At 40.3% G+C, this 546-nt stretch carries 2 protein-coding genes; both read right to left on the bottom strand.

All coding sequences use genetic code 11. The features are described 5' to 3' along the window. On the bottom strand, positions 1-164 hold a 164-nt coding region (gene tnpB, locus N482_RS26010; protein WP_419555002.1), incomplete at its 3' end, for an IS66 family insertion sequence element accessory protein TnpB. A 5-nt stretch (positions 165-169) separates the two neighbouring features. Beyond that, positions 170-466: an IS66 family insertion sequence element accessory protein TnpA gene (gene tnpA / locus N482_RS02005; RefSeq protein ID WP_063375496.1), complete on the bottom strand. Its 297-nt coding sequence runs from the start codon at positions 464-466 to the stop codon at positions 170-172. Between the last annotated feature and the right edge of the window lie 80 nt (positions 467-546).

The following is a 546-nucleotide window of genomic DNA, read 5'->3' as shown; positions in this document are numbered from 1 at the left end:
ACCAATTTGAGTTTATCTTTGGTTTTATTCCCAGACAGAGACAGAACCCCTGAGTAAGCATCTCGTGCAATTTCGTTTTCAATGATAGCGACCAATCCATCGATAGATTTTCTAAAATCGACCGGATCGCGGTATAAAAAAATATGATCGGGCTCAACGAACATTTTCATCAGGCGAGCTCATCTAATAATTGGCTAAGGTAAGATGCCGACGTGGTGGGTGGTAAAGATATTTTTATTTTGCCAATCATCAACAGAATGGGCGCTTGCTGCTCAGTGTGTTGAATGTGTTGAGTGACTGTAGCGCGCACAAAATTCTCAGATGAAGCCGCCAACTTTTTCTTTGCAGAGTAAAACGAGGTTTTAGATAAAGCATGTTGCTGACAAAACTCAATAATAGTTAAACCACTGGCCTGTTGCTGCTTGATAATATCGCGCCACTGCTCAAGATTACGCATTTTTCTCATGACTATCTCCTAATTGAAATTCAGAAATAGCATAATCATGTTGATGAATGATGAGCAGGTGCACTTTGCTATACGCTTAC

This window comes from Pseudoalteromonas luteoviolacea NCIMB 1942 (genome assembly GCF_001625595.1).
Lineage (GTDB): Bacteria > Pseudomonadota > Gammaproteobacteria > Enterobacterales > Alteromonadaceae > Pseudoalteromonas > Pseudoalteromonas luteoviolacea_A.
This window is presented reverse-complemented; position numbering and strand designations above follow the sequence as displayed.

Excerpts from the sequence above, each read along its gene's own strand:
- tnpA (WP_063375496.1), bottom strand. The coding sequence starts at position 466 with ATGAGAAAAATGCGTAATCTTGAGCAGTGGCGCGATATTATCAAGCAG.